At 68.9% G+C, this 23,746-nt stretch carries 17 protein-coding genes; 12 read left to right on the forward strand and 5 right to left on the reverse strand.

What is annotated here, in order from left to right:
• The first annotated feature begins 344 nt into the window (after nucleotides 1–344).
• The 5 genes from rplU to plsB all read left to right on the forward strand — a co-directional run bounded on the left by rplU (nucleotide 345) and on the right by plsB (nucleotide 5,955).
• Nucleotides 345–656 carry a 50S ribosomal protein L21 gene (gene rplU / locus BLP83_RS00540; protein WP_091237578.1) on the forward strand — a complete coding sequence of 104 codons (312 nt, stop codon included), beginning with the start codon at nucleotides 345–347 and terminating at the stop codon, nucleotides 654–656.
• 37 nt (nucleotides 657–693) lie between these two features.
• Nucleotides 694–951 (forward strand): 50S ribosomal protein L27, encoded by a 258-nt coding sequence (gene rpmA, locus BLP83_RS00545; protein WP_091237580.1) that lies wholly within the window; start codon nucleotides 694–696, stop codon nucleotides 949–951.
• Nucleotides 952–1,188: 237 nt separating this feature from the next.
• A complete protein-coding gene (cgtA, locus tag BLP83_RS00550) occupies nucleotides 1,189–2,265 on the forward strand; it encodes an Obg family GTPase CgtA (protein WP_091237582.1) in 1,077 nt (358 codons plus the stop codon).
• Nucleotides 2,266–2,346: 81 nt separating this feature from the next.
• The gene (locus tag BLP83_RS00555; protein ID WP_091237584.1) at nucleotides 2,347–3,318 is read left to right on the forward strand and encodes a hypothetical protein; all 972 of its coding nucleotides are present in this window, start codon (nucleotides 2,347–2,349) and stop codon (nucleotides 3,316–3,318) included.
• A gap of 69 nt (nucleotides 3,319–3,387) precedes the next feature.
• Complete coding sequence (gene plsB, locus BLP83_RS00560; RefSeq protein WP_425388959.1) at nucleotides 3,388–5,955, forward strand: glycerol-3-phosphate 1-O-acyltransferase PlsB; 2,568 nt, start codon at nucleotides 3,388–3,390, stop codon at nucleotides 5,953–5,955.
• Between the two features lie 153 nt (nucleotides 5,956–6,108).
• On the opposite strand, the gene BLP83_RS00565 is transcribed toward plsB, so the two are convergent.
• Complete coding sequence (locus BLP83_RS00565; RefSeq protein ID WP_091237588.1) at nucleotides 6,109–7,392, reverse strand: alkaline phosphatase family protein; 1,284 nt, start codon at nucleotides 7,390–7,392, stop codon at nucleotides 6,109–6,111.
• 73 nt (nucleotides 7,393–7,465) lie between these two features.
• Nucleotides 7,466–9,655, reverse strand: a complete 2,190-nt coding sequence (locus BLP83_RS00570; RefSeq protein WP_176763942.1) for a putative bifunctional diguanylate cyclase/phosphodiesterase — start codon at nucleotides 9,653–9,655, stop codon at nucleotides 7,466–7,468.
• Nucleotides 9,656–9,871: 216 nt separating this feature from the next.
• Between BLP83_RS00570 and BLP83_RS00575 the strand changes: the two genes are divergently transcribed.
• The 4 genes from BLP83_RS00575 to BLP83_RS00590 are packed head-to-tail and all read left to right on the forward strand — an operon-like array spanning nucleotide 9,872 to nucleotide 16,471.
• Nucleotides 9,872–10,459, forward strand: coding sequence for a TetR/AcrR family transcriptional regulator (locus BLP83_RS00575; RefSeq protein ID WP_091239355.1), 588 nt, complete (start codon nucleotides 9,872–9,874; stop codon nucleotides 10,457–10,459).
• A gap of 56 nt (nucleotides 10,460–10,515) precedes the next feature.
• On the forward strand, nucleotides 10,516–11,775 hold the full coding sequence (locus BLP83_RS00580; protein WP_091237592.1) for an efflux RND transporter periplasmic adaptor subunit: 1,260 nt from the start codon (nucleotides 10,516–10,518) through the stop codon (nucleotides 11,773–11,775).
• 3 nt (nucleotides 11,776–11,778) lie between these two features.
• Nucleotides 11,779–15,048, forward strand: coding sequence for an efflux RND transporter permease subunit (locus BLP83_RS00585; protein ID WP_091237594.1), 3,270 nt, complete (start codon nucleotides 11,779–11,781; stop codon nucleotides 15,046–15,048).
• Complete coding sequence (locus tag BLP83_RS00590; protein ID WP_091237596.1) at nucleotides 15,041–16,471, forward strand: efflux transporter outer membrane subunit; 1,431 nt, start codon at nucleotides 15,041–15,043, stop codon at nucleotides 16,469–16,471. The genes BLP83_RS00585 and BLP83_RS00590 overlap by 8 nt, the downstream gene beginning before the upstream one ends.
• Nucleotides 16,472–16,596: 125 nt before the next feature.
• Here the strand turns inward: BLP83_RS00590 and BLP83_RS18530 are convergent, their stop codons facing one another.
• Nucleotides 16,597–17,322: a DUF2306 domain-containing protein gene (locus BLP83_RS18530; protein ID WP_176763943.1), complete on the reverse strand. Its 726-nt coding sequence runs from the start codon at nucleotides 17,320–17,322 to the stop codon at nucleotides 16,597–16,599.
• Between the two features lie 150 nt (nucleotides 17,323–17,472).
• Here BLP83_RS18530 and BLP83_RS18535 point away from each other — a divergent pair, with 150 nt between their 5' ends.
• Both BLP83_RS18535 and BLP83_RS00600 read left to right on the forward strand, forming a co-directional pair.
• Nucleotides 17,473–18,645 carry a sensor histidine kinase gene (locus BLP83_RS18535; protein WP_176763944.1) on the forward strand — a complete coding sequence of 391 codons (1,173 nt, stop codon included), beginning with the start codon at nucleotides 17,473–17,475 and terminating at the stop codon, nucleotides 18,643–18,645.
• The gene (locus tag BLP83_RS00600) at nucleotides 18,642–19,268 is read left to right on the forward strand and encodes a response regulator (RefSeq protein ID WP_091237599.1); all 627 of its coding nucleotides are present in this window, start codon (nucleotides 18,642–18,644) and stop codon (nucleotides 19,266–19,268) included. The genes BLP83_RS18535 and BLP83_RS00600 overlap by 4 nt, the downstream gene beginning before the upstream one ends.
• 63 nt (nucleotides 19,269–19,331) lie before the next feature.
• Here BLP83_RS00600 and hutH read toward each other — a convergent pair whose 3' ends face one another.
• Together hutH and hutU are read right to left on the reverse strand one after the other, a co-directional pair.
• Nucleotides 19,332–20,876 (reverse strand): histidine ammonia-lyase, encoded by a 1,545-nt coding sequence (gene hutH / locus BLP83_RS00605; protein ID WP_091237601.1) that lies wholly within the window; start codon nucleotides 20,874–20,876, stop codon nucleotides 19,332–19,334.
• 305 nt (nucleotides 20,877–21,181) lie between these two features.
• The gene (gene hutU, locus BLP83_RS00610) at nucleotides 21,182–22,873 is read right to left on the reverse strand and encodes a urocanate hydratase (RefSeq protein ID WP_091237603.1); all 1,692 of its coding nucleotides are present in this window, start codon (nucleotides 22,871–22,873) and stop codon (nucleotides 21,182–21,184) included.
• Nucleotides 22,874–23,008: 135 nt separating this feature from the next.
• Here hutU and BLP83_RS00615 point away from each other — a divergent pair, with 135 nt between their 5' ends.
• A complete protein-coding gene (locus BLP83_RS00615; RefSeq protein ID WP_091237604.1) occupies nucleotides 23,009–23,722 on the forward strand; it encodes a histidine utilization transcriptional repressor HutC in 714 nt (237 codons plus the stop codon).
• Nucleotides 23,723–23,746: the final 24 nt, after the last annotated feature.

Genomic DNA, 23,746 nt, shown 5'->3' on the forward strand with positions numbered 1-23,746 from the left:
CCCGGGTGAGGCTTCAACGCTGGTCCAAAAGGCTTCTGGATCAGGCGTTTGACGCCGCAGGAGTAGGTCGCGCGGGAGGCGCGTTCGAGCGAATCCCGAGGCCCTCGCGCCTTGCGCTCGGGCGTTCATCGGCGCGCGGACCCGTGGTCCGCAAGCGCGCCTCTTCACTCCCCAATCCCGAATCCCGCTGCGCCCGGGTTTGACCCGGGCGCAGCACAAACCTATACTCCCGCGGCTGTCCTGGCGCCCTTGCGCCGTCCTTCCCGTGTTTGCGGGGCCAAAGGGCGGGGCTTCGGGGTTTCCCGGCCCAGGCAGCCGACAATAACTACAGAGGAATCCGCAACATGTACGCAGTCATCGTCACCGGCGGTAAGCAGTACCGCGTGATGCAGGGCGAGACCCTGCGCGTCGAGAAGCTCGACGTGGAAGCCGGCAGCAGCATCGACCTGGATCAGGTCCTGCTGGTGGGCTCGGGCGAAGGCGTGAAGGTCGGCACCCCGACCGTCGCTGGCGCCAAGGTCACCGCCACCGTCAAGGCCCACGGCCGCGGCGAGAAGATCCGCATCATCAAGTTCCGTCGGCGCAAGCACCATCGCAAGCAGATGGGCCACCGCCAGCACTACACCGAAATCGAAATCACCGGCATCAGCGCCTGATCGGCGCCGTCTGAAGCCCTAAGCAGGAGAGTCTTCCATGGCACACAAAAAGGCAGGCGGCAGTACCCGTAACGGCCGCGATTCCAATCCGAAGTACCTCGGCGTGAAGATCTATGGTGGCCAGGCGATCGAAGCCGGCAACATCATCGTCCGCCAGCGCGGCACCCAGTTCCACCCGGGTCCGGGCGTCGGCCTCGGCCGCGACCACACCCTGTTCGCGCTGAAGGATGGCGTGGTCAACTTCGCGGTCAAGGGCCCGAAGAACCGCCGCACCGTGAGCGTCATCGGCGAGTAAGCGCCGCGACCGCAGTACACGCGAAAGGCCCCGCCTCTAGAGCGGGGTTTTTCGTTTTGGAGCGGGGATTGGGGATTCGGGATTCGGGATTCGTCCGACGGTCGAGCCGTATCTTTATCCTCCATCCGAGTCGCTCCGGACTACCGCCGTCCAGTTCGGGGCGCGGCCGCGCCAGATTCCAGCGCAGCGGGCCGCCCAACGAATCCCGAATCCCCAATCCCGAATCCCGGCTCTCAAATGAAACTCGTCGACGAAGCAGACATCCGCGTCATCGCAGGCAACGGCGGCAACGGCTGCGTGAGCTTCCGTCGCGAGAAGTTCATCCCGCTGGGTGGCCCGGACGGCGGTGACGGCGGCGACGGCGGCAGCGTGTTCCTGGTTGCTGACGAGAACCTCAACACCCTGATCGACTTCCGCCACCAGCGCATTTTCCGTGCCCAGCGCGGCGAGAACGGCATGGGCCGGCAGATGTACGGCAAGAAGGGCGAGGATGTGGTCATCCGCGTGCCGGTCGGCACCGTGGTCACCGCGGTCGATACCGAGGAGGTCATCGGCGACCTCACCGAGCATGGCCAGACGCTCAAGGTCGCGCAGGGCGGCGAGGGCGGCCGCGGCAACATCCACTTCAAGACCTCGACCAATCGAGCGCCGCGCCGGGCCACGCCGGGCAGCCAGGGCGACGACCGCGAGCTGCGGCTGGAGCTGAAGCTGCTGGCCGATGTCGGCATGCTGGGCTTTCCCAATGCCGGCAAGTCCACCTTCATCCGCGCGGTCTCGGCGGCAACGCCGAAGGTGGCCGACTACCCCTTCACCACGCTTTATCCCAACCTCGGCGTGGTCCGCGTCGAGCAGGACCGCAGCTTCGTGATCGCCGACATCCCCGGCCTGATCGAAGGTGCAGCCGAAGGCGCGGGTCTCGGCGTGCAGTTCCTGAAGCATGTGCAGCGCAACCGCCTGCTGCTGCACATCGTCGACATGGCTCCGATGCTGGAGGGCGAAGAGGCGGTCCAGCACATCGTGGAGGAAGTCCACGCGATCGAGCGCGAACTCGAGCGCTACGACGCCGAGCTGCTGGGCCGGCCGCGCTGGCTGCTGCTCAACAAGGGCGATCTGCTTGACGAAGACGCCCGTCGCGCGCGCGCCGAAGCGGTGATCAAGGCGCTCGACTGGCAGGCCCCGTGGTTCCTGATCTCGGCGATCAGCCGCGAGGGCACCTGGGCAGTCGCCCAGCACGTCATGGAATTCTTCGACGCTGAAAAGCGCGCGGCGATCAAGGAAGACGAGGACAGCCGGCCCTGGAGCCCGCTGGATTGATCCCACCCCCGGGGCCGCGCCCGGCGGCAACCGCGCCGGCAAACTGCTAAAGTCCGCGCGCTTTCCACTTGGAGTTCACACATGAATCGATTCGTCTCGCTGGCCGCGGCTGGCCTGTTCTCTCTCGGCCTTGTGGCCTGCGGCGGCGGTGACAAGGGCGCGGCGGATCCGGCTGCCTCCACGGCCACCCCGGATGCTGCCCTGAAATCCGCGACCACGGCGCTGCGCCAGAACGACATCGGCCAGTTCGTGAAGCTGGTCCTGCCCGAGGCACGCTACAACGAGGTCAAGGCCAAGTACGAGGCGCAGAAGGCGGAAGCGGGCACGCCCGATCCGGCCGAAGCCGCCGAGTTCGCCGAGATGATGGGCAAGCTGACCGCCGCTGACGCCGAAGCCGCGCTGATGGCTGAGCTCGAGCCGCACCTGGCCCAGTTCGAGGCCGAGCTGGCCCCGCAGATGCCGATGATGATCGGTATGGGCCGCGGCATGGCCGTGCAGGGCATCCAGCAGAACGCCGAAATGAGTGAAGACCAGAAGCGTCAGGCGACGCAGGTGGTCGATGCGCTGGGCAACTGGCTGTCGAACGTCAAGCTGGCCGATCGTGAGCTGGCCAAGCAGGCTGTGGCGAAGGCGGTCGCGACCGCGCGTGCGCTCGATCTCAAGACTCTGGAGCAGCTGCAGGCGCTGAGCTTCGACGACGCCCTGGCCAAGGCGGGCATCGCGTTCGGCGGTCTGAAGGACGTGTTGGCCGTGTACGGTTTCGACATCAATGCCGCGCTGGACAGCGCCCAGATCGAAGTGCTGAACACCGAGGGCGACACCGCCCGCGTCAAGGTCGGCTACACCCTGCTGGGCGCTGCCATCAGCAGCGAGCAGGACATGGTCCGTGAGGCCGGCCGCTGGTACGGCAAGGACACCATGAAGGCGATCAGCGACGCCTTGGACGGACAGAGCGAGGCCGAAGTGGCCGCCGAGGAGGCCGCGCCCGCCGACGAGGCCGAAGTGACCGAGGAGCCGGCCGAAGTCGACGAGGAAGAGGCCGCCACCGAGTAAGGCAACCCGCCTGCACGGCAGACCCCGAAAGGGCGGCCCACGGGCCGCCCTTTCTCGTTCCACCCGCGCATCAGCAAACGTCCGGCTAACGGCGGCTGCGAGCGCTTCGGCGATAATCCCGCGATGACTGCCAGCCCTTCCGTCAAAGAACCTTGGCTGATGCGCCTTCTGGGGCGCGTCCTGCGGCCTTGGATCGCCATCCGCCGCGAACCTTCCACGCCGATCGCGGCGCTGGTGCGCCCCGAGTTGCCGGTGTGCTACGTCGTCGAGCGCTATGGCCTGTCGAACACCGCCATCCTGGCGCGGGCCTGCGCCGAAGCCGGCCTGCCCTCGCCGCTGCTGCCGATCGGCGAGCACACCGCGTTCGGCGACGAGCGCGCGATGGTGGCCTTGTCGCGACGGCAGAGCACCTGGTTCGGACGCCCGCGCTCGCGCACGCACTCGGCCAGCCTGGCCAAGCTGGTGCAGGCGCTGGAGGCGCACCCCGAGCTCGACGTGCAGATCGTGCCGGTGTCGATCTTCGTCGGTCGCGCGCCGGATCGCGAGAGCGGCTGGTTCCGCGTGCTGTTCTCCGAAAACTGGGCCATGGTTGGGCGCTTCCGGCGCGCACTGTCGGTGCTGCTCAACGGCCGCAGCACGATCGTCCAGTTCGCCCCCGGCGTCTCCCTGCGCGAGGCGCTGGCCGAGGGCTTGCCTCGCGAACGCACCGTGCGCAAGGTCTCGCGGGTGCTGCGCGTGCATTTCCGTCGCGTGCGCACGGCGGTCATCGGCCCCGACCTCTCGCACAAGCGCACCCTGGTCGATGCGGTGATCGCCTCGGAAAGCGTCAGCAACGCGATCGCCGACCAGGCGCGCCGCGATGGCATCAGCCTGGAGCAGGCGCGCGGCAAGGCGCGTCGCTACGCGCTCGAGGTCGCCGCCGACTACTCGCACCCGGCGGTGCGTTCGGCCTCGTTCATCCTCACGCCGTTCTGGAACAAGCTCTACGACGGCGTGACCATGCACCACTTCGAGTCGCTGAAGCAGGTCGCGCCCGGCCACGAAGTCATCTATGTGCCCAGCCACCGCAGCCACATCGACTACCTGCTGCTGTCCTACCTGCTCTACGTCAACGGCATCGTACCGCCGCACATCGCCGCCGGCGTCAACCTCAACCTGCCGGTGGTGGGGCCGATCCTGCGCCGCGGCGGGGCGTTCTTCCTGCGTCGCAGCTTCAAGGCCAATCCGCTGTACTCGGCCGTGTTCAGCGAGTACGTGGCCAGCCTGATCACGCGTGGCGTGTCGATCGAGTACTTCATCGAGGGCGGGCGTTCGCGTACGGGCCGGCTGCTCCAGCCCAAGGGCGGCATGCTGGTGATGACCCTGCGCGCCTTCCTGCGCCAGCCGCGGCGGCCGGTGGTGTTCCAGCCGGTCTACATCGGCTACGAGAAGGTGATGGAGGGCAAGAGCTACATCGCCGAGCTGTCGGGTGCGCCGAAGGAGAAGGAGTCTCTGTTCGGCCTGCTGCGCGCCGTGGGCAACGTGCTGCGAAAGCGCTACGGCAAGGTCGCGGTGAACTTCGGCGAGCCGATCTTCCTTGACCGCGTGCTTGAAACGCACGATCCCGAGTGGCGGCGGTTCGCCGGCCAAGCGGACGAAAAGCCGCAGTGGCTGAGCCGCGCGGTGGATGACCTGTCGACGCGCATCCAGCGTCACATCAACCAGGCGGCCGACGTGAACCCGGTGAACCTGCTGGCGTTGGCCTTGCTGGCCACGCCCAAGCACGCGATGGCCGAGGCCGATCTGCTCTCCGCGCTGGACCTGTTGAAGTCCCTGCTGGAGCGCGCGCCCTTCTCCGAGCGCGTCACCGTCACCGTGCTGTCTCCGGCCGAGATCGTGCGCTATGGCGAGTCCGTGCAGGTGCTGGAGCGGGTCAAGCACCCGCTCGGCGACGTGCTGCGCTTCCCGGCGGATCTGGCGGTGCTGCAGACCTACTACCGCAACAACGTGGTCCACCTGTTCGCGGCGGCGTCCTGGGTGGCCTGCTGCTTCCAGAACAATCGGCGCATGAGCCGCTCGGCGGTCGTGCGGCTGGGGCGCCTGCTCTATCCCTTCGTGCAGGAGGAGCTGTTCCTGCCCTGGACGGCGGAGGAGTTCGGCCAGCGCATCGAGGCCACGGTCGAGTTGCTGATCGAGCGCGGGCTGCTGTCCTTGGACGAGGCGGGTGCCCTGCAGCGTGGGCCGGGCCAGACCGACGAGGTGTTCCAGCTCCGGATCGTCGCGCACAGCCTGCAGCAGGCCTTCGAGCGCTACTACATCGCGATCGCCGTGTTGGTGAAGAACGGCTCCGGCGTGCTGAGCTCGGGCGAGCTCGAAAACTTCTGTCAGCTCACCGCGCAGCGCCTGTCCCTGCTGTATTCGCAGGCCGCGCCGGAGTTCTTCGATCGCGCCCTGTTCCGCGGCTTCATCGGCAAGCTGCGCGAGCTCGGCCTGATCCGCCTCGACGCCAACAGCAAGCTCGAATACGACGAGCGCCTGGAGGCCTGGGCCAAGGACGCGCGCCTGATCCTGTCGCGCGAGCTGCGCCATTCGATCCTGAAGATCACCCCGGAGGTGGCCCGCGAGGTCACCGCCGCACCGCCGCTGGAGCCGGTATAGCCCCCGACGCCGCCGGCTGCGCCCTGGCGGTGGTGTCGATGCCCGGCGCGGCGGGAGACTTGCTGCAGTCTGGTTCGGAAGCATGCGGCCACGCCGCGATGGGCTTCAGAAGGAACCCAGCTGTCTTGGGCGCCCGACGTTCGATGTCTTCGGTCAGCGGCCGGCTGCGCTCTCGCCGCTGAGCAGTGCATCGAAAGCGCGCGCATCGCCCTGGTGGTCGGCGGGCTCTATGCCCAGCAGTCGGCAGAGCAGCGCGTAGACGTCCACCGAATCCACGCGCGCTACGGTCGAGCCCGGGCGGAAGGCCGGCCCGTGGCCGACGAACAGAGCCTGCATGTCCGGCAGGGCAGGGTCGTAGCCGTGCCCGCCGCGCTTGGTCTTGCGACCCGGCATGGTCAGCACGCGGCGGGTGGCGATGATGTAGGGCGGCTCGGCCTGGCAGGTGATCGCCGGCACCCGCGGGTGCGTGCCGAACTGCCACTCGGGTGGGAACCCGTGCGGCCGGTAGCAGCGCATGTGCGCATGCTCGCGCAGCAAGGCGGCCCCGACTTCGGCGCTGCGCCCGCGCCGCGGCTGGATGCCGGCCGAGGCGCCAAAGCTGACCAGTTCGAAACTGCGCGGATCGACCAGATCGTCCAGCAGGATCGGCCTTGATTCGTCGATCGCCGTCATGCCGTGGTCGGCGACCAGAACGAGGTTCACGCGGCCGGCCCAGGGCGAGGCGTCGAGGCCTTCGATCAGGGCGGCGACGGCGGTGTCGACCGCCTGCACCGCGCGTCGAAGCGCGGGTGAATCGGGCCCCTGGTCGTGGCCCACCGTGTCGACCTGCTCGAAGTACAGGGTAAGGAAATCCGGGCGCGTGGATTCCGGGCGCGCCAGCCAGGCCAGGACCTGCTGCACGCGTTCGGCGCTGTCGAGGCCGGCATCGTAGGGCAGCCAGTCGTCGGGGTGCTGGCCCTGCACGTCGGCTTCGGTGCCGGGCCAGAACAGGGTGGCCGTGCGCAGTCCGTGGCGGCGGGCGGTGATCCACACGGGTTCGCCGCCCCACCAGCGGCCGTCCGCGACCGCTGTGCGCAGATGCATGGCGAAGCTGCCCAGCGCGGGGTCGCGCATGCTGTTGTTGACGATGCCGTGGCGATCCGGATGCAGGCCGGTCACCAGCGTGTAGTGGTTCGGGAAGGTCAGCGAGGGATACGAAGGCCGCATGGCCTCGGCGCGGCCGCCCTGCTCGGCGAGGCGACGCAGAGTCCGCGCCTCCGGCAGCTGCAGGTAGTCCGGGCGGAAGCCGTCGAGACCGATCAGAAGCACCGGCAGGGGCCGCGTACTTTGCTGGGCGATCGATGTCGAGCGGTTGGCGCAGGCTGCCAGCAGGAGCAAGAGCAGGCAGAGGGCGAAGCGGGCGCGGTGATGGCGGGCGGGGAGGGAGGGCTTGACCATCCCGCGGAGTATGCGGCGTTGCAGCGCGGCGGGCCTCCGCCAAAGGGCATGCCAGGGGCGCGGCCCCGCGCCCTCAGTTGACCGGCCTCAGCTGCGGCCTGAGCCAGCGCAGGCCCTCGCCCGCCAGCCAGGTTTCGAGCTCGGCCGCCGACATCGGTCGCGCGTAGTAGTAGCCCTGCGCAACCGGGCAGCCCGCCTGCAGCAGGAACTGATGCTGCTCCAGCGTCTCGACGCCTTCGGCGACCACGGTCTGGCCGAGGCTGCGGCCAATGCCCATTACCGCGCTGGCCAGGGCACGGTCGCCCTCGTCGGTTTCGATGTCGCGCACGAAGCTGCGATCGAGCTTCAGCTCGTCCACCGGCAGGCGTTTCAGGTAGGACAGGCTTGAATAGCCCGTGCCGAAGTCATCCACTGACAGGTGCACGCCCAGCCGGTTCAGGCTGTCGAGATCGGCGCGCACGTGCGGCTCATCGATCAGCATCAGGCGTTCGGTGATCTCCAGCGTCAGCGCGCTCGGCGGCAGGCGGTAACGCTGCAGCACAAGACGCACGTGCGCGGGCACGTCGTCCTGGCGGAAACGCTGGGCTGAGAGGTTCACCGCAATCGCCGGGATCGGCAGGCCCTTGGTCTGCCATTCGGCGAGCTGGGCGCAGGCCCGCTCCAGCACCCAGGCATCGAGCGCGTTGATGAGTCCGCAGTCCTCGGCCAGCGGAATGAACTGATCGGGCGGCACCCTGCCGAGTTCCGGATGCGTCCAGCGTACGAGGGCTTCAACGCCGGCGAGGCCAGGGCGGCCCAGCAGCACCTTGGGCTGGTAGTGCAGCTCCAGCGCGTCGCGACTCATTGCCTGCCGCAGAGCGCTTTCGAGCTGCATGCGCAGGCGTGCGTTCTCGTTCATTGACGCGAGGAAGAAGCGCACGCAGCCGCGGCCATCGCGCTTGGCTTCGTACATGGCGATGTCGGCGTTGCGCATCAGCGTGTCGAAATCGCGGGCGTCGTCGGGGAACTGGCTGATACCCATGCTGACGCTGGGCATCAGGGTCTGGCCGCCGATCTCGACGCGTTGCGCAACCGCGCGCAGGGCCTTCTCCGCGGCCACCGCGCTTTCGTTGGCATCGCTGTCGGGAAACAGGATCACGAACTCATCGCCGCCGAAGCGGCTGATCGTGTCTGATTCGCGCAGGCTGCGACGCAGCCGCTGCCCGACCTCGCGCAGCAATTCATCGCCCGCCGAGTGACCCAGCGAGTCGTTGATGTTCTTGAAGCGGTCCACGTCCAACACCGCCAGGCTCAGTTTGCGGCCGTCGCGGGCGGCCTGCTGCAGGGCCATTCGCGCACGGTCCACCAGCAGGGCGCGGTTGGGCAGGCCGGTCAGTGGATCGTAGAAGGCCAGGCGCTCGATCTCGGCCTGGTTGTCGTCATGCTGGATAGCCACCCGGCACAGCTGGATGCAGGCGTCGACCATGCGGCGATGGAAGCGGCTGGGCCCGCGCGGCTCGCGGTAGTAGAAGGCGAAGGTGGCGACGACTCGGCCCTCGCGCCCGATCACCGGCGTCGACCAGCAGGCGGCGAGGCCCAGCGGCAGCACCAGGTGCGAATAGGGCGCCCACAGCGGGTCGTTGGCGATGTCCTGCACCTCGACCTCTTCGCCGCGGTAAGCCGCTGTCCCGCAGGAGCCTGTCGCCGGCCCGATCGCCAAACCGTCGAGCGCAGCGGCGTAGGACATGGGCAGGCTGGGGCTGGCCAGCGGCCTGAGTTTGCCTTCCGCGTCAATGCGCAGGACCGAGCAGACCACCTCGGGTGCCAGCGCCTCGACCTGTCGGCACAGCAGGTCCAGCACGGCTCGCAGCGGCCGGCCCAGGGCGACCGACTCCAGCACGTCGCGCTGCAGCAGGTTGACCGCGGCCTCCTGCTGTCGGTCCAGCAAGGGAAAAGTCAGGCCGACCACCGCATCGAGGTCGGGATGCCGGCACAGTCGCAGTTCAACCGCGTCCAGCTTGCCTTCTCTGCCGTTGAGTGCGGCGGGTGCCAGCAGCGCGGTCGGGCTGTTGTCCATGCCGGCCAAAAGGCGCTGCCAGCGCGCCGGGTCGAGATCGCTGACCAGTTCGCCGACGGTGGCCGGCGAGCGCCCGCCCAAGCGCTCGCGCAGCGCACTGTTCATGCCCAGCAGCCGGCCTGCATGGTCGGCCAGAAAGGCGCCCACGGCCGTGCCCTCGAACAGCTCGATGCCGGTGGGTGGTTGGGCGCGGCTGGCTGTCCTCATGACCCTTTTCCCGCGCGGCATGCCCGCACTGCCCCGAGCCGGAGCGGGGGCAGGTGGCAGAAACTGCTGGCAGCTGGGGAAGACATCGTTCCGGCAAGGCTGCAAGCCATGTGCCATCGCGGGAGGCGGGCTCTTGGCAGTCGCCTGTCTGGAATCTGAACAGCGCCGCCCGGGCGACAGGTTTCTGTACAGGACGTTCTGTAAAGTCTCGCCCCCATGACCCGCCCCCCCAAAGCCCGCCAGCGCGTGCTGGAAGCCGCCCGCCGCATTGTCGAAGCGCGGGGCGCCGGACATCTGACCTTCGAGGAGCTGGCCCGCGAGAGCGGCGTTACCCGCGGCGGCATCACCTACCACTTCCCGACCAAGGAAGACCTGCTGCGCGGCCTGATCGAGGCCGACATCCGGCAGTGGGACAGCGCCGCCGCGCCGCCGGCGGAGCTGCCCGAGGGCTGCGTCTGCCCGCGCACGGCCGCGGCGCTGGGCCAGCTGCGCTGCCACCTGAGCGAGGACGAGGCGCACAAGCGCTTCGTCCACGGCATGCTGAGCGCCGGCATGGTCGATGACAGCCTGCTGGCGCCCGTGCGCGAGCATCAGGCGCGCGAGTTCGCCGACTGGACCTGGGACGAGGCGGATCTGCGCCGGTTTCTGCTGCTCGCCGCCGCCGAGGGCCTGTTCTGGCAGAACCTGTTCAATCTGAGCCCGGTGCCCGCCGAGGTGAGGCCGAAGCTCAAGGCCCTGATCGAGCGCCTGCTGCTGGACTGGGCCGACGCTGTCGAATCACCCGCTGCGCCGAACGACCACTGAGGGCGCGGCCGCCTGGACCGCGACTCTGTTTCTTTTCCCTTCTCAAGGATTCCCCCATGCCTGCAGCTCCGCGCTTCCGGATTGATCCCCGGCTTGCCCTCGCACCCCTGCTCATTGCCGTGCTGGCCGCCTGCTCCGGTGGTGGCGGTGGCCCGGCGATGCAAATGCCACCCACCGAAGTCAACGTCGCCACGGTCGTGTCCAAACCCGTCACTGAATGGGACGAGTTCACCGGCCGCATCGAAGCGGTCGAACACATCGAGATCCGCCCGCGCGTGGCCGGTTATCTCACCGGCATCCACTTCGCAGAGGGACGCTCGGTCAAGGCCGGCGACCTGCTGTTCACCATCGATGACCGCGAATACAAGGCGGCGGTGGCCAGCGCCCGCGCCGATCTCGCCCGCGCCCAGGCGCGCCTCGCCCTTGCCGAAACCGAGCTCAAGCGCAGCCAGGCGCTGGTCGAGGCGCGGGCGGTCAGCACCGGAGAACTGGAAACGCGTCAGAACGAAGCCCGCCAGGCCGAAGCGGATGTGCTTGCCTCGCGTGCGCGCCTGGAGCAGGCCGAGTTGAATCTTGGCTTCACCCGCATCACCTCGCCCATCGACGGCCGCGCCAGCGTGGCGCGCCTGCGCGTCGGCAATCTGGTGTCGCCCGGCGAGCCGGTGCTGACGACCGTGGTGTCGCTGGATCCGGTCTACGTGAGCTTCCAGGGCGATGAGCGCGCCTACCTGCGCTACCAGCAGCTGGCGCGCAGCGGCGACCGCGAGAGCTCGCGGGATGCGGCCAATCCGGTGCGCGTGGGCCTGGCCGATGAGCAGGGCTTTCCGCATGAGGGCCGCATGGTGTTTGTCGACAATGCGGTCAACCCGGCCACCGGCACGATCTATGCGCGCGCCGAGCTGCCCAATCCCGACGGCGTGTTCACGCCCGGCCTGTTCGCCCGCGTGCAGCTGCTGGGAGAGCGCCTGGAGCAGGCCCTGCTGGTGCATCCGCAGGCCGTGCTGACCGATCAGGACCGGCGCTATGTCTACGTCGCCGACCAGGTGACCCTGCCGCCGGAGATGGGCGGCAATGGGCAGCCGTATCTGGGGGCGGTGCGCAAGGACGTGGTGCTCGGGCCGACCATCGATGGCCTGGTGGTGGTGGAGCAGGGGCTGGAGGCCGACGACCGCGTGGTGGTCAACGGCATGCGCAAGATTTTCTTCCCCGGCGCCCCGGTGGCGCCGGTCGAGGTGCCGATGGACCAGCCGAACACGGTGACCGCGGCACCCGCCGAGGCTGAGGCGAGTGCGGCCGCCAACGCGGCCGAGGGCTGAGCCATGGCCGCAGGACATACCGATTTTTCGCGCGTCTTCGTCGACCGCCCGATTCTCGCGGCGGTGCTCTCCATCGTCATCTTCGTTGCCGGCCTGATCGCCATCCCCAACCTGCCGGTCACCGAGTATCCGGAAGTCGCACCGCCGACCATCCAGGTCACCGCGATCTACCCCGGCGCCAACCCCAAGACCATTGCCGACACCGTGGCGGCTCCGCTCGAGGAGACCATCAACGGCGTCGAGAACATGATCTACATGAAGTCGGCGGCGTCCTCGGACGGCACCGTGCAGCTGACCATCACGTTCAAGCTCGGCACCGACATCGACCTCGCCGCCATGCAGGTGCAGAACCGCGTGGCGCAGGCCCTGCCGCGCCTGCCCGAAGCGGTGCGCGCGCTCGGCGTGACCACGGCCAAGGCCTCGCCGAACATCACCATGGTGGTGCACATCGTCTCGCCGGATGGGCGCTATGACGGCCTGTACCTGTCGAACTTCGCCACTCTCAATGTCAAGGACGAACTGGCCCGGCTCGACGGCGTCGGCAACGCGCAGGCGTTTGGCGCCGGCAATTACGCGATGCGCATCTGGATCGATCCGGACCAGGCGGCCAACCGCGGGCTGACCGCGCTCGACATCATCGGCGCGATCCAGGAGCAGAACATCCAGGTCTCGGCCGGCGCCATCGGCGCTTCTCCGCAGCCCAGCGGTGCCACCACCCAGCTCCTGGTCAACGCCCGCGGTCGTCTGGAGACGCCGGAGGAGTTCGGCGCCATCGTGCTGAAGACCGGCGAGGGCGGCGCGGTGACCCGCCTGCGCGATGTCGCCCGCGTCGAACTTGGTTCCAACACCTACGCCCTCAACAGCTACCTCAACAACCGGCAGGCTGCCGCCGTCGTCATCTTCGAGGCGCCGGGCGCCAACTCGATCGCGCTGTCCGATGCCGTGCGCGCCAAGATGGCCGAGCTGGAGAAGACCTTCCCGGAAGGCGTGAGCTGGGAGGTGGCCTACGACCCCACGGTCTTCGTGCGCAAGTCGATCGACTCGGTGGTGATGACCCTGCTGGAGGCGGTCGCCCTGGTGGTGATCGTGGTTGTGGTGTTCCTGCAGACCTGGCGCGCCTCGATCATCCCGCTGCTCGCCGTGCCGGTGTCGATCGTCGGCACCTTCGCCGTGCTGCTGCTGCTCGGCTACTCGATCAACGTGCTGAGCCTGTTCGGCCTGGTGCTGGCGATCGGCATCGTGGTCGATGATGCCATCGTGGTGGTCGAGAACGTCGAGCGCCACATCGAGGACGGCCTGTCGCCGCTGGATGCCGCGCACAAGGCGATGAGTGAAGTATCGGGCCCGATCATCGCGATCTCGCTGGTGCTGGCCGCGGTGTTCGTGCCGATCGCCTTCATCGACGGAGTCACCGGCCAGTTCTACCGCCAGTTCGCGGTGACCATCGCCGCCTCGGTGCTGATCTCGGCCTTCAACTCGCTGACCCTGAGCCCGGCGTTGGCCGCCGTGCTGCTGCAGCCGCACGGGGCCAAGAAGGACGCGCTGGCGCGCGGCATCGACCGTGTGTTCGGGCGCTTCTTCGCCTGGTTCAACGCCAAGTTCAAGCGCAGCGGCGAGCGCTATTCGGGACGCATCGGCGGCACCATCCAGCGCTCCTCGCGGCTGCTGGTGGTGTACGCGGTGCTGGTCGGCGTGACGGTGCTGGGTTTCTTCCAGATCCCGGGCGGGTTCATCCCCACCCAGGACAAGCAGTACCTGTTCGCCGGCGTGCAGCTGCCCGAGGGCGCGACGCTGGAGCGCACCGAGGCGGCCATGAAGCGCATGGGCGAGATCGCGCTTGCGACGCCGGGCGTCAAGGACGTGGTGCAGTTCCCTGGCCTCAACGCCGTGCACTTCGTCAGCACGCCGAACGTCGGCGTGATGTTCGTCGGTCTCGACGAGCCGCACCTGCTGCCGAAGCCGGCCGCCGCCATCGCCGGCGAGCTGACTGCCAAGTTCGGCGCCATCCAGGACGGGATGGCCTTCGCCTTCATGCCCCCGCCGGTGTTCGGCTACGGCAACGCGGCCGGCGTCGAGGCCTACGTGCAGGACCGCCAGCGCCTCGGCTACGGCGAGCTCAACGCCAACACGCAGACGCTGACCGGAGCGATCAGCCAGCAGCCGGGCTTCGGGCCGGGTTCCTCGTTCTCGTCCTTCCAGGCCAACGTGCCGCAGATCGACGCGGTGGTCGATCGCGACAAGGTCAAGGAGGGCGGGCTCGCCCTGACCGACGTCTACAACACGCTGCAGGTCTATCTGGGCAGCGCCTACGTCAACGACTTCAACCTGTTCGGCCGCACCTACGCGGTATACGCGCAGGCCGACGCGCCCTTCCGCGACGAGGTGGGTGACGTCGCCCGTCTGCAGGTGCGCAACGCGCAGGGCCAGATGGTGCCGCTGGGCAGCGTCGTCGAGATGGTGCCGAGCTTCGGCCCCGACCCGGTGATCCGTTACAACGGCTACCCGGCGGCGGATCTGAGCGCCAGCCCCTTCGACCCGATGGCGGTCAGCAGCAGCGACGCCGTCCGAATCGCCGAACAGACCGCCGCCCAGGTGCTGCCGCGCGGCATGGCGCTGGAATTCACCGGGCTCACCTACCAGCAGGTCAACCAGGGCGTGGCGCAGTACCTGGTGTTCCCGCTCTGCGTGCTGCTGGTGTTCCTGGTGCTGGCCGCGCTCTACGAGAGCTGGTCGCTGCCGCTGGCGGTGATCCTGATCGTGCCGATGTGCATGCTCTCGGCCTTCGGCGGCATCTGGGTGCTGAACATGATCAACGGCCTGTGGTTCGGCGCCCAAATCGGCCTCGGCTGGATCAACCCGATGACCGCCGCACCGCCGACCATCATCGACATGAACGTGTTCACCCAGATCGGCCTGGTCGTGCTGATGGGCCTGGCCTGCAAGAACGCGATCCTGATCGTCGAGTTCGCCATCGATCTGGAAAAGCAGGGTCGCGGCATCGTCGAGGCGGCGATCGAAGCCTGCCGCCTGCGCCTGCGGCCGATCCTGATGACCAGCTTCGCTTTTTGCGCCGGCGTGCTGCCGCTGGTCTTCGCCGGCGGCGCCGGCGCCGAGGTGCGCCACGTCATGGGCGTGACCGTGTTCTTCGGCATGCTCGGCGTGACCTTCTTCGGCCTGTTCTTCACCCCGGTCTTCTACGTGGTCATCCGCACCCTGGTCGAGCGCCAGCGCGCCCGCCGCATCGTCGCCGAGGAGGCGCACGCCCATGCCTAAGCATCCGCTCGCTCTTGCCCTCGCGATGGCTGCGACCCTCGGTGCCTGTACGGTCGGGCCGGAGTACGTCCGCCCGGAAATCGAACTGTCGGCGCGGTTCGACCAGGCGGGCAGCCATGCGGCCACCGAGGCCGTGCAGCCGGCCCTGTGGCGGGCCTTCGGCGATCCATCGCTGGACGTGCTGATCACCCGCGCGCTGGAGGCCAACACCCAGCTCGCGCAGGCCTTGGCGCGACTCGACGAGACCCGCGCGCTGGCCGGGCTGTCGACCTACAGCCTGTTCCCCACGATCGACACCGGCCTGAGTGCGGAACGCAGCCGGCCCAGCGGTCGCGATCCCTTCCTGCCGCCCGAGCAGGGCCGGACGGACACCTACCGCGCGGGCTTCGACGCCAGCTGGGAGATCGATCTGTTCGGCAGCCTGCGCAACCCGAAGCGCGCGATCGACCGCCGCGTGCAGGCCGATGCCGCCGCGCTCCAGAACGTGCACATCAGCGTCGTGGCCGAGGTCGCGCAGTCCCTGTTCGAACTGCGCGGAGCGCATGCGCGTCTGCGTCTGCTCGAAGAGAACCTCGACGGCTGGCAGCGCACGCTGGATCTCGTGACCGCGCTTGAACGCCACGGCCGCCGCAGCGCCCAGGATGTCGCCGCCGTACAGGCGCAGCGTTCGGCACTGGCCGCGCAGCACGCCCAGCAGGAGGCCGCTCTGGTGCGCGCCGAGCAGCGTCTGGCGGTGCTCACAGCCCAGCCCGTCGCGGAGGTGCGCGCGCAGGTCGACGTCGAGGCCGGTCTGCCCAAGCTGCCGCCACTGGTGGCCGTGGGCACGCCGGAGGAGTGGCTGAAGCGCCGGCCCGACGTGCGCGAGGCCGAGCGTCGCCTGGCCGCGGCCTATGCGGACATCGGTACGGAGGTGGCCAACTACTACCCCAAGCTGACCCTGCTCGGTGGTTTCGGCTGGACGGCGCAGAGCGTCGGCGAGCTCGGCGAGGACGCCTCTGAGCGCTGGAGCTGGGGGCCATCGATTTCCTGGAGCATCCTCGATTTCGGCCGCACCCGGCAGCGCGTGCAGGCCGCCGAGGCCCGCGCCGAGGGCGCCGAGGCGTTGTTCCGCGAAACCCTGCTGCGCGCGCTGGAGGAAACCGAGAACGCGATGGCGGGCTATCGCTCGGCCAATCGCGCGGCCTTCGATCTCGAAGCCGCAGCGGAGGCGGCGCGCGAGGCGGCGCGTCTGGTGCGCCTGCGCTTCGAGGCCGGCAGCGAGGACGCGCTCGCCCTGCTCGACGCCGAGCGCACGCGCATCGACTTCGAGCTGCAGGCGGTGGACAGCGAAGTGCAGCGCGCGACTGCGCTGGCCGCTCTGTACAAGGCGCTGGCCGGTGATTTCGCCGGGCTCGATCCCGAGGCCTTGGCCGCGCGTCGCTGAAAGCAGGCCGCGTGCGGAGCTGTCCGCACGCGGCGCGTGATTCGTGCGGGGCACTGCCTCCGCACGGGGCCAGGGAGGGCCCACCTCATTCCCTACCTGCGCGGGGAAGCGGCCTCAAGCGCCGCTCATTGCTGCGGCAGCGCTGCATGCGAAACCGTTGCGGTGGCCCTGGCCGCCGGTTTGCGCGCATAGCGGCGGTCCAGCAGCACGCCAGCGATCACCGAGACCAGCACCGGCACGGCCCAGGGCGCCAGCTGCAGGTAGCCGCTCATCTGCAGGCCAAAGGCGGCCAACACGCCTTTCAAACCGATGGCGAAGAAGGCGATGTGGGTCGCGGTGCCGCAGCCGAGCATGGCGCCGTAGTGCTCCTGCAGCCACCAGTTGCCGGCATCGATCGGGCGCCACAGGCGGCGCAGCATGCCCGCACCGAGAAACGCGCCGACGGCCGAGAAGCCGATCAGCAGGGGATTGCCGATCCTGAGGCCGACGCCCAGCACGATGGCAGCGGCGGCGACGTTCAGCGCGCCGACGACCGCGTAACGACGATCGTGAAACGCGGCCTGGTCGCGCTTGCGTCGGATCGCCCGCCAGCCCAGCCACATCGATGTGCCGGTGATCACCACCAGATAGGCGAGGAAGGTGCCGATGCCGCTCTGCCCGCGCAGGAAGAACGTGGCGGCCATCGGCATCGCGGTGATGCAGATGCCCAGCATCGCGAGCAGATAGACCTTGCCGCTGCCGCGGTGCAGCGGACCGCCCTTGCGGGCGAAGGCCGCCAGCCAGAAGGTCAGCAGCGACACTGCGCCGGCCAGGCCGTGCAGGCTGACGAGGATCGGATACAGGCTTTCCATGGGGCGGCTCCGTCGCGTTGGGGGTGGGCACAGTTTCGGAATCGAGCCACACAGCGATCAGATGCCTGCCGTCACCCGCCGGGGGTGAGAAAAGTCACCCGCCGGACTCGGCCGGTTTCGCCGCGGCGCGGCCGCTGCCATGCTTCCGCCATGGACATCACCCACATCTCGCCGGAACGCGCACACGCCCCCGCCCAATGGTCGGGTTGGCTCGCTCCGCTCAGCTTCGCGGCCTACATCACTTGGGCAGCGATTGCTGTCGCCGCAGTCGATATCGACACGCTGCAGTCCGGCCTGCTCCGCGAATGGAGCGGCCTCGCCTGTCTCGTCGGCATGCTCGGCCTGTTCATCTGGCGCAGCCTGCGCGAGAGCGGTGTGGACTGCCGCGGCGCACGCTGGAACAGCGTCGCCCAGGGCGTGCTGGTGGTGCTGGCCGAGCGCCTGCTGATGGAGGGCCAGGTCACCGTGCTGCTGGTGATCGTCGCGGCCCAGCTGGTGCTGTTGATGCCGGTGCGCTGGGTCGTGCTCTGCCTGCTCGCCTTCAACGCCGCCGTGGCCCTGCGCTGGATCGGCAGCGGCTGGTCGCCGCTGCAGTCGCTGTTCAATCTGGTTCCGCTGATCGGTTTCCAGGCCTTCGCCACGCTGACCGGCTACTACGCCGGCATGAGTGAACGGGCGCGCGATCACCTCGCCCAAGTCAACGCCGAGCTGCTCGCCACCCAGCGCCTGCTGGAAGAAAGCGCGCGCAGCGGCGAGCGTCTCAAGCTCTCGCGCGAGCTGCATGACGTCGCCGGCCACAAGCTCACCGCGCTGAAGCTCAACCTCGCGCGCCTGCAGCGCGATCCGGCGCTCGCGGCGCGGGAGGAAGTCAGCCTCAGCGCTCAGCTCGCCGACGAGCTGCTCGCCGACATCCGCAGCGTGGTCAGCGCGCTGCGCCAGCACGATGGACTGGAGCTGGGTGCCGCGCTGCGCGCCCTGGCGCGCCCCATACCGGGAACTCGAATCGAGGTGGATGTGCAGGAGGGGCTGCGTGTGGAGTCGGTGGCGATTGCGGAAACGCTTCTGCGCTGCGCGCAGGAATCCATCACCAATGCCCTGCGGCACGGCCGCGCCAGCCACGTGCGCCTGCGCTGCGCGCGCAGCGGCGAGGGCCTTCTGCTGGAGGTCGCCAACGACGGCGAACCGCCGCGGCGCATCGAATTCGGCAACGGCCTGACCGGCATGCGCGAGCGCCTGCAGGCGATGGGCGGCCGGTTGGAGCTGGATACCGGCGCCGCGCGCGGCCTGTGTCTGCGAGCCTTCCTGCCGGAGCAGGCCGCATGAGCGCGCGGATCGCGCTGTGCGACGACCAAGCGCTGGTGCTGCGCGGCCTGTCGGCGCTGCTGGCCGACCTGGGCCTCGAGATCGCGCTGGAGGCGCCCGATGCGGAGAGCCTGCTGGCGGCCCTGCCGCAGAGGCCGGTGGAGGTGATCGTCAGCGATATCCGAATGCCCGGCATGGGCGGCATCGGCCTGATCGGCGCCCTGCGCGAGCGTGGCGATGCCACGCCGGTGATCCTGCTCACCACCTTCGATGACAGCGAGCTGCTGCTGCGCGCGGTCGAGGCCGGCGCCCAGGGCTTCCTGCTGAAGGACGCCTCACCCGAGGACCTGCGCGCCGCCATCCTGCGCGTCGCCGCCGGCGAGACCCTGCTGCAGCCGGTCAGCCTGGGGCCCGTGCGCGCCGGTTGGAGTGCGCCGGACGCCACACCGGGTCAGCGGCTGACCGAGCGCGAGCAGAGCATTCTGCGGCTGGTGGCCGGCGGCTACAGCAACAAGGAAATCGCCCGTGTCCTGCACCTCTCGGAAGGTACGGTGAAGAACTACATGTCCGAGATCCTGGTCAAGCTCGACTGCCGCGACCGCACGCATGCGGTGCTGAAGGCGATCACCCAGAAGCTGCTATAGCGTGGGCCCGCGCCCACCGAGGCTTAATACGCCCGCCGGTGTTGAATCCCGCGCGCACCTGCCTCAGGCCGGTACCCACAGCTCCGGCAGGGCGGGCAGGGCGCGCAGCAGGGGGATCAGCTCGCCGCGCCTGACGAGGGCGGCGGCGCGCTCAATGTCGGGCGCCAGGTAGCGGTCGGTCTCCACGCTCGGGCACTGCGCGCGCAGCAGCGCGTGCGCGGCTTCCAGGGCAGGCGAACTGCTCAGCGGACGCAGGAACTCGATGCCCTGCGCGGCGGCCAGATACTCCACGCCGAGGATGTGGGCGACGTTGTCGATCATCGCCTGCAGGCGGCGCGCGGCGAAGGTGGCCATCGAGACGTGGTCTTCCTGGTTGGCGCTGGTCGGCAGACTGTCCACCGAGGCCGGATGCGCCAGCGACTTGTTCTCGCTGGCCAGTGCGGCGGCGGTCACGTGGGCGATCATGAAGCCGCTGTTCAAGCCTGCGTCGCGGGTCAGGAAGGGCGGCAGGCGCGAGACGCCGGCGTCGATCAGCATGGCGATGCGGCGTTCGGCAATCGCGCCGACCTCGGCGATGGCGGTGGCCATGGCATCGGCGGCCAGCGCCACCGGCTCCGCATGGAAGTTGCCGCCCGAAACCATCAGGCCCTCGTCGGCAAACACCAGCGGATTGTCGGTGACCGCATTGGCCTCGCGCAGCAGCACGCGGGCGGCGTAGCGCAGCTGGTCGAGGCAGGCGCCCACCACCTGCGGCTGGCAGCGCAGGCAGTACGGGTCCTGCACGCGGTCGTCGCCTTCGGCATGCGAGGCGCGAATGGCGCTGCCGGCAAGCAGGGCGCGGTAGTACTGGGCGACGTCGATCTGCCCCGGCTGGCCGCGCACGGCGTGGATGCGCGGATCGAAGGGGCCATCGCTGCCGCGCGCGGCATCGACCGTGAGCGCGCCGATGACGAGCGCCGACTCCAGCACCGGCTCGAAGGCGAACAGCGCGTGCAGGGCCAGTGCAGTCGAGGTCTGGGTGCCATTGATCAGGGCCAGACCTTCCTTGGCTTCGAGCGTGAGCGGCTTGAGCCCGTGATTGGCCAGCACCTCGGCCGCGGATCGCCGCTCGCCGTGGACCAGGAACTCACCTTCGCCGAGCAGGGCGAGCGTCATGTGCGAGAGCGGCGCGAGATCGCCCGAGGCGCCCACCGAGCCCTGCGCCGGCACATAGGGCACCAGACCCTCGTTGTAGACATCGAGGATGGCGTCGATCACCTCCTCGCGCACGCCGGAATGCCCGCGCGCGAGGCTGGCCGCCTTGGTCACCAGCATCAGCCGCACCACTTCCGGCGACAGCGGAGCGCCCACGCCGACCGAGTGCGAGCGGATCAGGTTCAGCTGCAGCTGGGCCAGATCCGCCTTGCTGATGCGGGTGGAGGCCAGCTTGCCGAAGCCGGTGTTGACGCCATAGACCGGGGCGTCACCTGCGGCATGCCGCTGCACCAGCTCGGCGCTGGCGCGGATGCCGGCGCGGGCGTGGTGATCCAGCTCGACGCGCACGCCGCCGGCATGGATGGACTGCAGCTGCTCAAGGCTCAGGTGGCCGGGGGTGAGAGTGACGGTCATGGTGGGTTCCGCGCTGAAGGGGAGCGTTCGAAGCTGTGGCATTCACATGTAAGGCGTTGGTTGCAGAGCGATACCGTGGAGCGGAGGCGAGCTTGAGCCCCTCTCCCGATGGGAGAGGGGTTGGGGTGAGGGTCCGGGCACTCCTCGGTAGAAGACTTCGTCTGCACAGTTTGAGTGCTGATCAAACGTGGGGGATTGAGGGCTCCCGAACCCTCTCCCCCGACCCCTCTCCCATGGGGAGAGGGGAGACGATCATCTAGATTCTTGAGTTGGCGGTGTGGTCTGGCCTCAGCCAGTCCACACCCTCACCCAAACATCGGCAAATCCAGCCCCTGCTCGCGCGCGCACTGCTGCGCGATCGCATAGCCCGCATCCGCGTGGCGCATCACGCCGGTGCCAGGGTCGTTCCACAGCACGCGGGCGATGCGCTGGTCGGCCGCTTCGCTGCCGTCGCAGACGATGACCACGCCACTGTGCTGGCTGTAGCCCATGCCGACGCCGCCGCCGTGGTGCAGGCTGACCCAGGTCGCGCCGCCGGCGACGTTCAACATGGCGTTCAGCAGCGGCCAGTCCGAGACCGCGTCGGAGCCGTCGAGCATGGACTCGGTCTCGCGGTTGGGGCTGGCCACTGAGCCGGAATCCAGATGATCGCGACCGATCACGATCGGCGCCTTCAGCTCGCCCTTCCGCACCATCTCGTTGAAGGCCAGCCCTGCGCGATGCCGCTCGCCGAGGCCGATCCAGCAGATGCGCGCTGGCAGGCCCTGGAAGGCGATGCGTTCGCCGGCCATGTCCAGCCAGCGGTGCAGATGGCGGTTCTCGGGGAACAGCTCCTTGATCTTGGCGTCGGTCTTGGCGATGTCCTCGGGGTCGCCCGACAGCGCCACCCAGCGGAAGGGGCCGACACCGCGGCAGAACAGCGGACGGATGTAGGCCGGCACGAAACCGGGGAAGTCGAAGGCGTTCGACACGCCCTGGTCCTTGGCGACCTGGCGCAGATTGTTGCCATAGTCGAAGGTCGGTACGCCCATCTGCTGAAAGGCCAGCATCGCGCGCACGTGTTCGGCGCAGCCTCGCGCTGCAGCGGCGCGCAGTTCCGCATGTCTGGACGGATCACGCTGCGCAGCCTGCCATTGCTCCACGCTCCAGCCGGGCGGCAGGTAGCCGTTGACCAGGTCATGCGCCGAGGTCTGGTCGGTGACGAGATCCGGCTTCATGCCGCCAGCCTGCGCGCGGCGCACCAGTTCGGGCAGCACTTCGGCTGCATTGCCGAGCAGGCCGATCGACACTGCCTTGCCTTCAGCCGTGTAGCGGCGGATGCGCGCCAGCGCGTCGTCGAGATCCGTTGCCTGCTCGTCGAGGTAGCGCGAGCGCAGGCGGAAATCGATGCGCGACTGCTGGCATTCGATGTTGAGCGAACACGCCCCGGCGAAGCTCGCCGCCAGCGGCTGCGCGCCGCCCATGCCACCCAGGCCCGCGGTCAGCACCCAGCGGCCGCTGAGATCGCCGCCGTAGTGCTGACGCCCGGCTTCGATGAAGGTTTCGTAGGTGCCTTGGACGATGCCCTGGCTGCCGATGTAGATCCAGCTGCCGGCGGTCATCTGGCCGTACATCATCAGGCCTTTGCGATCGAGCTCATCGAAGTGTTCCCAGGTCGCCCACTTCGGCACCAGGTTCGAGTTGGCGATCAGCACCCGCGGCGCATCCGGGTGGGTCGGGAACACGCCGACCGGCTTGCCGCTCTGCACCAGCAGGGTCTGGTTGTCCTCCAGGCGCTGCAGGGTCTTCAGGATCGTCTCGAAGCTGTCCCAATCGCGCGCGGCCTTGCCGATGCCGCCGTAGACGACCAGCGCCTCCGGGGTCTCTGCAACCTCGGGGTCCAGGTTGTTCTGCAGCATTCGATAGGCGGCTTCGGTCAGCCAGCTGCGGCAGTGCAGGGTGCTGCCACGGGGGGCGCTGACGCGACGCGGCGCGGCCTTCGCGGTGGAGGAACTCATGCGGGACTCCTGCGGCCTGGGCGGCCGGGTGGCGGGCGTCGAGTGCGGCGTCGCGGAGTGCGATCGCGCTGGCGGTGCGCCTCGGGAAGGACTACGCTACCTGTCTAGACAGGGTCCGGCAAGTCGAGGTGCAGCATGCGTGCGGAATCGAAGCTTCCGCCCTACGCGCGGATCAAGGCCGAGTTGAAGAACGCCCTGGCGCGCGGCGACTATGCGCCGGGCGCCCAGCTACCCAGTGAATCCGCTCTGGTCGCGGAGTTCGGCGTCAGTCGCATGACCGTCGGCCGCGCCTTGAATGAACTGGCCGCCGAGGGCCTGATCGAGCGCGTGCAGGGCGTGGGCAGCTTCGCCAGTGCGCTCGATCGCGTCTCCAGCACGCTGACCTTGCGCGACCTGCACGAGGAGATCGCCGCCCGCGGTCACGCCCACACGGCCGAGGTGAAGCTGCTGCGCGCCGAAACACCGAAGCCGTCGCTCGCGAAGCTCTTCGGCGTGGAGCCGCGGCGCGAACTCTTCCACAGCGTGATCCTGCATCTGGAGGCCGGCCGCGCTTTGCAGATTGAGGACCGCTGGGTCAATCCGGACGAGGCGCCGGACTATCTGGAACAGGACTTCACCCAGGTGACGCCGACTCACTATCTGTTCGGCGCCACGGCCCTGTGGCGGGCGCGCTACGCGATCGAGGCGGTGCAGCCGAGCGCGCAGGAGGCGCGTTGGCTGGGCATCGAGGTCGGTGCTGCCTGCCTGCGCATTACTCGCGAGACCTTCAGCCGCAGCGCGATGATCACCCACGCGCGACTTCTGCATCCCGGTGATCGCTATGCGATCGAGGGTGAGTTCAGTCCTTGAGCGACGAGGCAGGGGCGCTCTCTG

Source organism: Aquimonas voraii, from assembly GCF_900101825.1.
Lineage (GTDB): Bacteria > Pseudomonadota > Gammaproteobacteria > Xanthomonadales > Xanthomonadaceae > Aquimonas > Aquimonas voraii.

Excerpts from the sequence above, each read along its gene's own strand:
- hutH (WP_091237601.1), bottom strand. The coding sequence starts at position 20,876 with ATGACCGTCACTCTCACCCCCGGCCACCTGAGCCTTGAGCAGCTGCAG.
- BLP83_RS00575 (WP_091239355.1), top strand. The coding sequence starts at position 9,872 with ATGACCCGCCCCCCCAAAGCCCGCCAGCGCGTGCTGGAAGCCGCCCGC.
- hutU (WP_091237603.1), bottom strand. The coding sequence starts at position 22,873 with ATGAGTTCCTCCACCGCGAAGGCCGCGCCGCGTCGCGTCAGCGCCCCC.
- BLP83_RS00555 (WP_091237584.1), top strand. The coding sequence starts at position 2,347 with ATGAATCGATTCGTCTCGCTGGCCGCGGCTGGCCTGTTCTCTCTCGGC.
- BLP83_RS00600 (WP_091237599.1), top strand. The coding sequence starts at position 18,642 with ATGAGCGCGCGGATCGCGCTGTGCGACGACCAAGCGCTGGTGCTGCGC.
- cgtA (WP_091237582.1), top strand. The coding sequence starts at position 1,189 with ATGAAACTCGTCGACGAAGCAGACATCCGCGTCATCGCAGGCAACGGC.
- rpmA (WP_091237580.1), top strand. The coding sequence starts at position 694 with ATGGCACACAAAAAGGCAGGCGGCAGTACCCGTAACGGCCGCGATTCC.
- BLP83_RS00565 (WP_091237588.1), bottom strand. The coding sequence starts at position 7,392 with ATGGTCAAGCCCTCCCTCCCCGCCCGCCATCACCGCGCCCGCTTCGCC.
- BLP83_RS00580 (WP_091237592.1), top strand. The coding sequence starts at position 10,516 with ATGCCTGCAGCTCCGCGCTTCCGGATTGATCCCCGGCTTGCCCTCGCA.
- BLP83_RS00590 (WP_091237596.1), top strand. The coding sequence starts at position 15,041 with ATGCCTAAGCATCCGCTCGCTCTTGCCCTCGCGATGGCTGCGACCCTC.
- BLP83_RS00585 (WP_091237594.1), top strand. The coding sequence starts at position 11,779 with ATGGCCGCAGGACATACCGATTTTTCGCGCGTCTTCGTCGACCGCCCG.
- BLP83_RS18530 (WP_176763943.1), bottom strand. The coding sequence starts at position 17,322 with ATGGAAAGCCTGTATCCGATCCTCGTCAGCCTGCACGGCCTGGCCGGC.
- BLP83_RS00570 (WP_176763942.1), bottom strand. The coding sequence starts at position 9,655 with ATGAGGACAGCCAGCCGCGCCCAACCACCCACCGGCATCGAGCTGTTC.
- BLP83_RS00615 (WP_091237604.1), top strand. The coding sequence starts at position 23,009 with ATGCGTGCGGAATCGAAGCTTCCGCCCTACGCGCGGATCAAGGCCGAG.
- rplU (WP_091237578.1), top strand. The coding sequence starts at position 345 with ATGTACGCAGTCATCGTCACCGGCGGTAAGCAGTACCGCGTGATGCAG.
- BLP83_RS18535 (WP_176763944.1), top strand. The coding sequence starts at position 17,473 with ATGGACATCACCCACATCTCGCCGGAACGCGCACACGCCCCCGCCCAA.